Raw genomic sequence first — 5,685 nt, forward strand, 5'->3', positions numbered from 1 at the left:
GGGTGAGTATCGCAATAGGCATTTTCTTGATCATGGTCAGATCCTTGACGACGTTGGCCGGGCTCAACAGTGGACTCTTTCGTAGCAGGCGCTCGGGTCGGCCACGGCGTCGAAGCGTTGCAACGCTTCGGCACCGCCATCGGCCTGTTGCGTCACCCGCAAGGTGTCGCCGAGACGACTTTGCAAATCGAGGAACACCCGGTTGCGTGCCAGTTCGCAGGGGGTGTGCAGGGCAGGAAAAGCGCGGCTCACTGTTTGTTCTCCGCTGCCAGGCGGATGGCTTGTAATCGGCGAAAATCCGGTTTAGCGCGGGCTACAGATTCGATACTGGCATCGGGATAGGTAAAAACTGCGTAGCTACCCTTTTTTTTCACTTTTGGCCCTAGCGAGCTAACCAGAAAACCGGAGTGCAGGATCGGCTCGAAGTACACATCAAGCGCTTGAAGTGCTTGGTAGCTCAAGTAGTAGTCTTGCCCCTCACCTAATAAACTAATGTCTTTTCTATGACCTCCAATAAACGTCTCACTCATCCACGGGTAATAGTCCTTCTTGATCGTCAAATCCCCTTCGACCTTGATGTCCGCGCCACCGCGTGGCGAGTTGTTGCGATCGAAGATCACCACCACCCCGCCCCCCGCACCATAGGTAACGTTCTCGCCGAAGCGAGCCGGATCGTCATAGGTCACACCAAAAGTCACGTTGCTCAATCGCCATTGACAGACACCGCCACCATCGATCGGTAGCTTGGCTACATAGAGGTCGCTTTGCCCCTCACGCACAGGCTGTATATCGGTACGTTGATAGCCATCGCGTTGATAGGCCTCACCGAAAGCCGAGTGGTCGGTAAAAGTGCACAGGGTCGAGCGATACATCACTTGCATCGGCCTCGCTACCAGTTCCTTCGGCACTTTCACCGTCACGGTGATCGACTCGCTATCCGCTGGTGGCGCCAGGCTTCGATCCTTGGCACAACCACTGAGGCTGACGCACAGGCTGAGTAACGCAACGGGCATTTTCTTGATCATGGTCGGGTCCTTGACGGCGCGGGCCGGGCTCAACAGTGGGTTCTTTCGTAGCAGGCTTCCGGGTCGGCCACGGCGTCGAAACGTTGCAACGCTTCGGCACCGCCATCGGCCTGTTGTGTCACCCGCAAGGACTCGCCGAGACGACTCTGCAAATCGAGGAACAGCCGGTTGCGTGCCAGCTCGAAGGGGGTGTACTTGGCAGGAAAAAACGAGGATCACTGTTTGCTCACCGCTGCCAGGCGAATCGCTTGCAATTTGCGGAAATTCGGTCCCCAGCGGCCATCCGGTTCGACACTGCCATCGGGATAAGTGATGACAGTGTGGTTGCCTTCTTTCTTTATCTTTGGCCCGGCCGAATAAACTACAAAGTCAGGATGCAAAACGGGCTCGAAATACACCTGTCGGGCTTGTAGGGCCTGATACATCACATAGATATCGCCCTCACCCGCCAAACTGACTCGCTTTCTATATCCCCCTAAAAAGCTTTCTTTTACCCACGGGTAATAGTCCTTCCTGATCGTCAAATCCCCTTCGACCTTGATGTCCGCGCCACCGCGCGGCGAGTTGTTGTGATCGAAGATCACCACCACCCCACCGCCTGCGCCGTAAGTCACGTTTTCGCCAAAGTTAGTGGGATGACCATAAGCGACGCCAAAAGTCACGTTGCTCAATCGCCACTGGCAGGCACCGCCACCATCGATCGGCAGCTTGGCCACATAGAGGTCACTTTGTCCCTCACGCACCAGTTGCAGATCGGTACGTTGATACCCATCGCGTTGATAGGCTTCGCCGAAGGCGGAGTGATCAGTAAAGGTGCACAGAGTCGAGCGGTACATCACCTGCAGGGTTTCCGCTACCAGCTCCTTCGGCACTTTCACCGTCACGGTTATCGATTCGCCATCCGGTGGCGGCGCCAGGCTCTGATCCTTGGCACAACCGCTGAGACTGACGCACAGAGTGAGTATCGTGATGGGCGTTTTCTTGATCATGGTCGGATCCTTGGCAGCACGGGCCGGGTTCAACAGTGGGTTCTTTCGTAGCAGGCGCTCGGGTCGGCCACGGCGTCGAAGCGTTGCAATGCTTCGGCGCCGCCATCGGCCTGTTGCGTCACCCGCAAGGTTTCGCCGAGACGACTTTGCAAATCGAGGAACACCCGGTTGCGTGCCAGTTCGTCTTCGACAAGGCTCCCGTAGTGGTCCCGGGTCTGCTGTTCGAAATTCTGTCGATCCAGTTGCCGCTTCAACAACGGCGAGCGCTCGGGGTTGATTGACTCCAGCAACTGGCCATAGATGTACGGCTGATAATTGCTCATGAAGTGATTGCCGAGACCCACGAACCGGCCGGCCTTGGGGTTGCTGAAGGGCGGGAAAAACCTCGCCCGGCTTTCGGCGGTCAACGAGGTGGTGAGGCGCTGCTGCGCCTGCTCGGCCTGCTGGTCGTCGTCAGGGCTCAGGCTCGGAACCAGGTAAAACTTGACCTTTTCCGACAGGCGATAGGCGATGGTGGTGCTGTAAGGCGCGCCAAGCCCATCTTTGTTGCGGTAGGCGGGGTACGGCGAGCCTCGCCGAAGGGTGTGCTGTTCGGCCTTGAAAAACATGGCGATTTCGCCGTGGTGACAGAAGGGATCGCCATGGCGGAACAACTGGCTGGCCGACAACTGCAGCATCGACCAGGCAAACCCCAGGGTGGTACCGAGGGGGCCATAGAGTTTATACAGATGATTGTCCAGCTCGGCTTCGGGCGGCACGCTGGGGATCGGGTCGATGTCGTTGACATGCCGGAAATGCACAATCTCGTTGAGGCATTTTACGGCCTTGAGGGTGAAGGTGCGTGGCATGCCGTAGGTGTACAGCAGTGGATTTTGTGCTTTCAACGATGCTGCATGCACTAACCCCAGGGCGCCGCCCAGGCTGTGCCCGCAAATGAACATCTTTCGTTCAGCGGCTTTTTCAGGAATTATCTCGCCGAGATCTTTGGCATAAATTTTGGTGGCCAAATCGAACGCATCGCGAAAGCCCAAATGCACACTGCCCTCTGGTGTCAGATCGGCACAGGGCACCTTGGGCTCGCACAAGGCCTGCATTTCAGGTTTTACCGGGCGGAAAGTCGCATCAGTACCTAGATCGGAGGCCCCCTCGGTACCCCGCCAAGCCACGAGCACCTGGGCGGTATTGATCGCATAAAACAGCTGGGTGTCGCCCTCTGGTGGTCGAACCTGAGTAGTGTCCAACGGTTTGGCGATGCTGTAGCGACCATTGAAGGGAACATCGGTGACCACGCACGGCAATTTCTGACCGCTGTCGAAAATTATCGGTGTACGAGATAAGTCCAAGCATTGCTGCTCGAAGAACTCCTTCACGGAACCCAACGCATTCTCGGGCCGCGTGCTGTACGCCAGAATGCTCATCAGCGCCAGGTTGTAAGCATTGACCAGGCTGTACTCCGCCTGGTGATGCAAGGTCAGCGACCAGGCGCGCAGCGGGCAGACCTCCAGCACATGCCGGCGATCGAGTCGATCGTCGCCAATGGTAAACCCGCCAAACTTCGGGTCCGGAAAATGGTAGGCCGGGGGCTGCCTGGGATCGGCCAACGGTGGATCGAAGGCCGGCAGTCTATCGCACAACTGGCCGATGCGCAGGTAGTGATAGCCATGACCGACTGCGACCGCCTGCTGCTCAATGGGCGAAAACCCCGAACGTTGCGGACCATACAGTGGCGTGCGATCAGCAAAACCGGGGCGCTCGGGTTCGGCTCGCTGCGCACGCAGGCGGCGATTTTGCAGTTGCTCGGCCAAGAACTCGGCGTCTATCAGCAAGGTGATGGCCAACGGGTGCAGGCCGTCCAGGCGGATCACTCCCTCGGCATCGGTGCGGCCGCTGTACTCCGGAATGAAGTCGCTGCGGGTCGCCTCGTTTAGCGCGCGATAAGGCAGATTCGCCAGCGGCTCGCCCTGTTCATCGAGCAACTGGTACTCGATCCAGTGCATTTTCTGTTTGCCGCAGATCACAGCTTTGCAGGAGCCCAGTGTGTCCGTACGGTGCAACCTATCGTTCATGTCAGTCCTTTAATGCTGTTAGTTATTTATTCTGGAACCGCCGCAAATCGCCAGTTACTTGCCTGCACAAAAACAATTAAATACACCAACTTTTTCTAAATAAAATCGTGAGCAATTTAATAGCTTCAGAAAGCAGAAGCAGGCTAAACAGCCATATGATTGACGTCGTATCTACAGCTTTCGAAAGCCATAAAAAAATTGATAAAGAAGGCACAGCAAGCAATAGCCGAAATGGGGTTTTCACGTAAACCAGATATGGAATTTTGCGCGAGTCGACGAAAAACAAGACCATTGAAGCAACTATCGATACATTCAGAAAAATCGACAACAAAAAGAGAACATCCGAAGTCAATCCATGTTCCACCCTTAACTGAACATAGGATTGAATGTCGCTAAAAAACGGCACCTTGCCTTGGGAAAAACTGAGGTAGCTGAACCGGAAAATATAAAAACAATCCATCGCACCCCAAAACCAATAAAGCCATTTTATTTTCATTTAGCTTCATCCTTTTTCTCATAAATCTTATCGGCAAGAACTGGCTGCCAATGCCACGAGCTACCACCAGCGGCCCATATCAGGCCTCCCTTTGCTGTTGAAGCGGACGGGGAGGCTTCGTTGCCTCCCGCGTTCAAGCGCTCGACAGCTTTCAGGAAGGTAAAAAAGGTTGATATAGGAAGCTTCCGATGCTCGCGTAGGATGCATCCGAGTGTTGATGCCACGTACCTGTAGGCCCGTTCGCGATTTTGTCGGCGCCAGGTGCAGTGGCTGCTTTTGACAGGGTTGAACCGTTCGGATCGAACGCTACTGCAGAGCGCAAACCCTGCTCGTTTAAAAGCCCTCAAGGTTACTTCGTGAAAGCCACAGCGCCTTGCGTCGTTGCCTACAGTTACCCCAGAATCCGCCGGCTTGTGCGCTTTGGGGTCGCTCGGTAACTTGATTCGCGTCACTGATTGTCAGTGATCGGGTTTAGTAGCCCGTGGTGTTATCAGCAAAGTGCATAGGCTCTGTCAGTCAGGTATTCCATCCCTGAACTTGATGGTGGCTGTGCGCAGGGCGCTTCGGCGCGCCGGTAAATGCTGATCTCCCCCGGTCTACTAACCTGCGTACAGCCGCCACCCTTCCTTTAGTAGAGAAGAGTTGGTGGCTCCATTCAGGAGTAATCAGCTTATGGTCAAAGTGACGCCGGATCCGCCGGCCACCGATCCGAAATCCCCATCCGACAGCATTCTTTCCGCCGCCAACATCATGGCCACCCCGCGCAAACTCAGCACGATGTTCATCGTCAACCCGGAACTCGATACTGCAACCCTGCTGGCCCATGCCTGCGAGTCACTGGCATCGGCCAATGTCATGACCATGGATCTGGCGGATCGAACGGAGGGGGCAAGTCGCAATACCCTGCTGGGCATCGCGCAAGTCATCATGCTGGGGGAACTGGCGGTGAACCGGGCGCTGGACCGGATCGATGCGGTTGGGTAGAGGATCAGCGATCGGGATGTTGCCGGACGCGCTGATGGACTCGCCTGAACAGTGATGGACCCTTGTGGGAGCGGGCTTGCTCGCGAAAGCGGTGTGTCAGTCGACAACTTCATGGACTGACACAC

Annotated in this window: 7 protein-coding genes; 1 reads left to right on the forward strand and 6 read right to left on the reverse strand. The window is 55.9% G+C overall.

All coding sequences use genetic code 11. The features are described 5' to 3' along the window. Positions 1–63: 63 nt before the first annotated feature. From AC1DVE_RS30680 to AC1DVE_RS30705, 6 genes are all read right to left on the reverse strand, one after another. Positions 64–252, reverse strand: coding sequence for a hypothetical protein (locus AC1DVE_RS30680; protein ID WP_223460128.1), 189 nt, complete (start codon positions 250–252; stop codon positions 64–66). After that, positions 249–1,025 (reverse strand): hypothetical protein, encoded by a 777-nt coding sequence (locus AC1DVE_RS30685; RefSeq protein WP_223460129.1) that lies wholly within the window; start codon positions 1,023–1,025, stop codon positions 249–251. The genes AC1DVE_RS30680 and AC1DVE_RS30685 overlap by 4 nt, the downstream gene beginning before the upstream one ends. 29 nt (positions 1,026–1,054) lie before the next feature. Then, positions 1,055–1,177 (reverse strand): hypothetical protein, encoded by a 123-nt coding sequence (locus tag AC1DVE_RS30690; RefSeq protein WP_263287629.1) that lies wholly within the window; start codon positions 1,175–1,177, stop codon positions 1,055–1,057. Positions 1,178–1,240: 63 nt separating this feature from the next. Continuing rightward, positions 1,241–2,014 carry a hypothetical protein gene (locus AC1DVE_RS30695; protein WP_223533860.1) on the reverse strand — a complete coding sequence of 258 codons (774 nt, stop codon included), beginning with the start codon at positions 2,012–2,014 and terminating at the stop codon, positions 1,241–1,243. Positions 2,015–2,043: 29 nt separating this feature from the next. Beyond that, positions 2,044–4,080, reverse strand: coding sequence for a lipase family protein (locus AC1DVE_RS30700; RefSeq protein WP_223543468.1), 2,037 nt, complete (start codon positions 4,078–4,080; stop codon positions 2,044–2,046). Between the two features lie 76 nt (positions 4,081–4,156). Next, positions 4,157–4,576, reverse strand: coding sequence for a hypothetical protein (locus AC1DVE_RS30705; protein WP_223460135.1), 420 nt, complete (start codon positions 4,574–4,576; stop codon positions 4,157–4,159). 672 nt (positions 4,577–5,248) lie between these two features. Between AC1DVE_RS30705 and AC1DVE_RS30710 the strand changes: the two genes are divergently transcribed. Next, on the forward strand, positions 5,249–5,560 hold the full coding sequence (locus AC1DVE_RS30710; protein ID WP_223533862.1) for a DUF6124 family protein: 312 nt from the start codon (positions 5,249–5,251) through the stop codon (positions 5,558–5,560). Positions 5,561–5,685 lie beyond the last annotated feature (125 nt).

Source organism: Pseudomonas sp. P4_B4 (assembly GCF_056402255.1).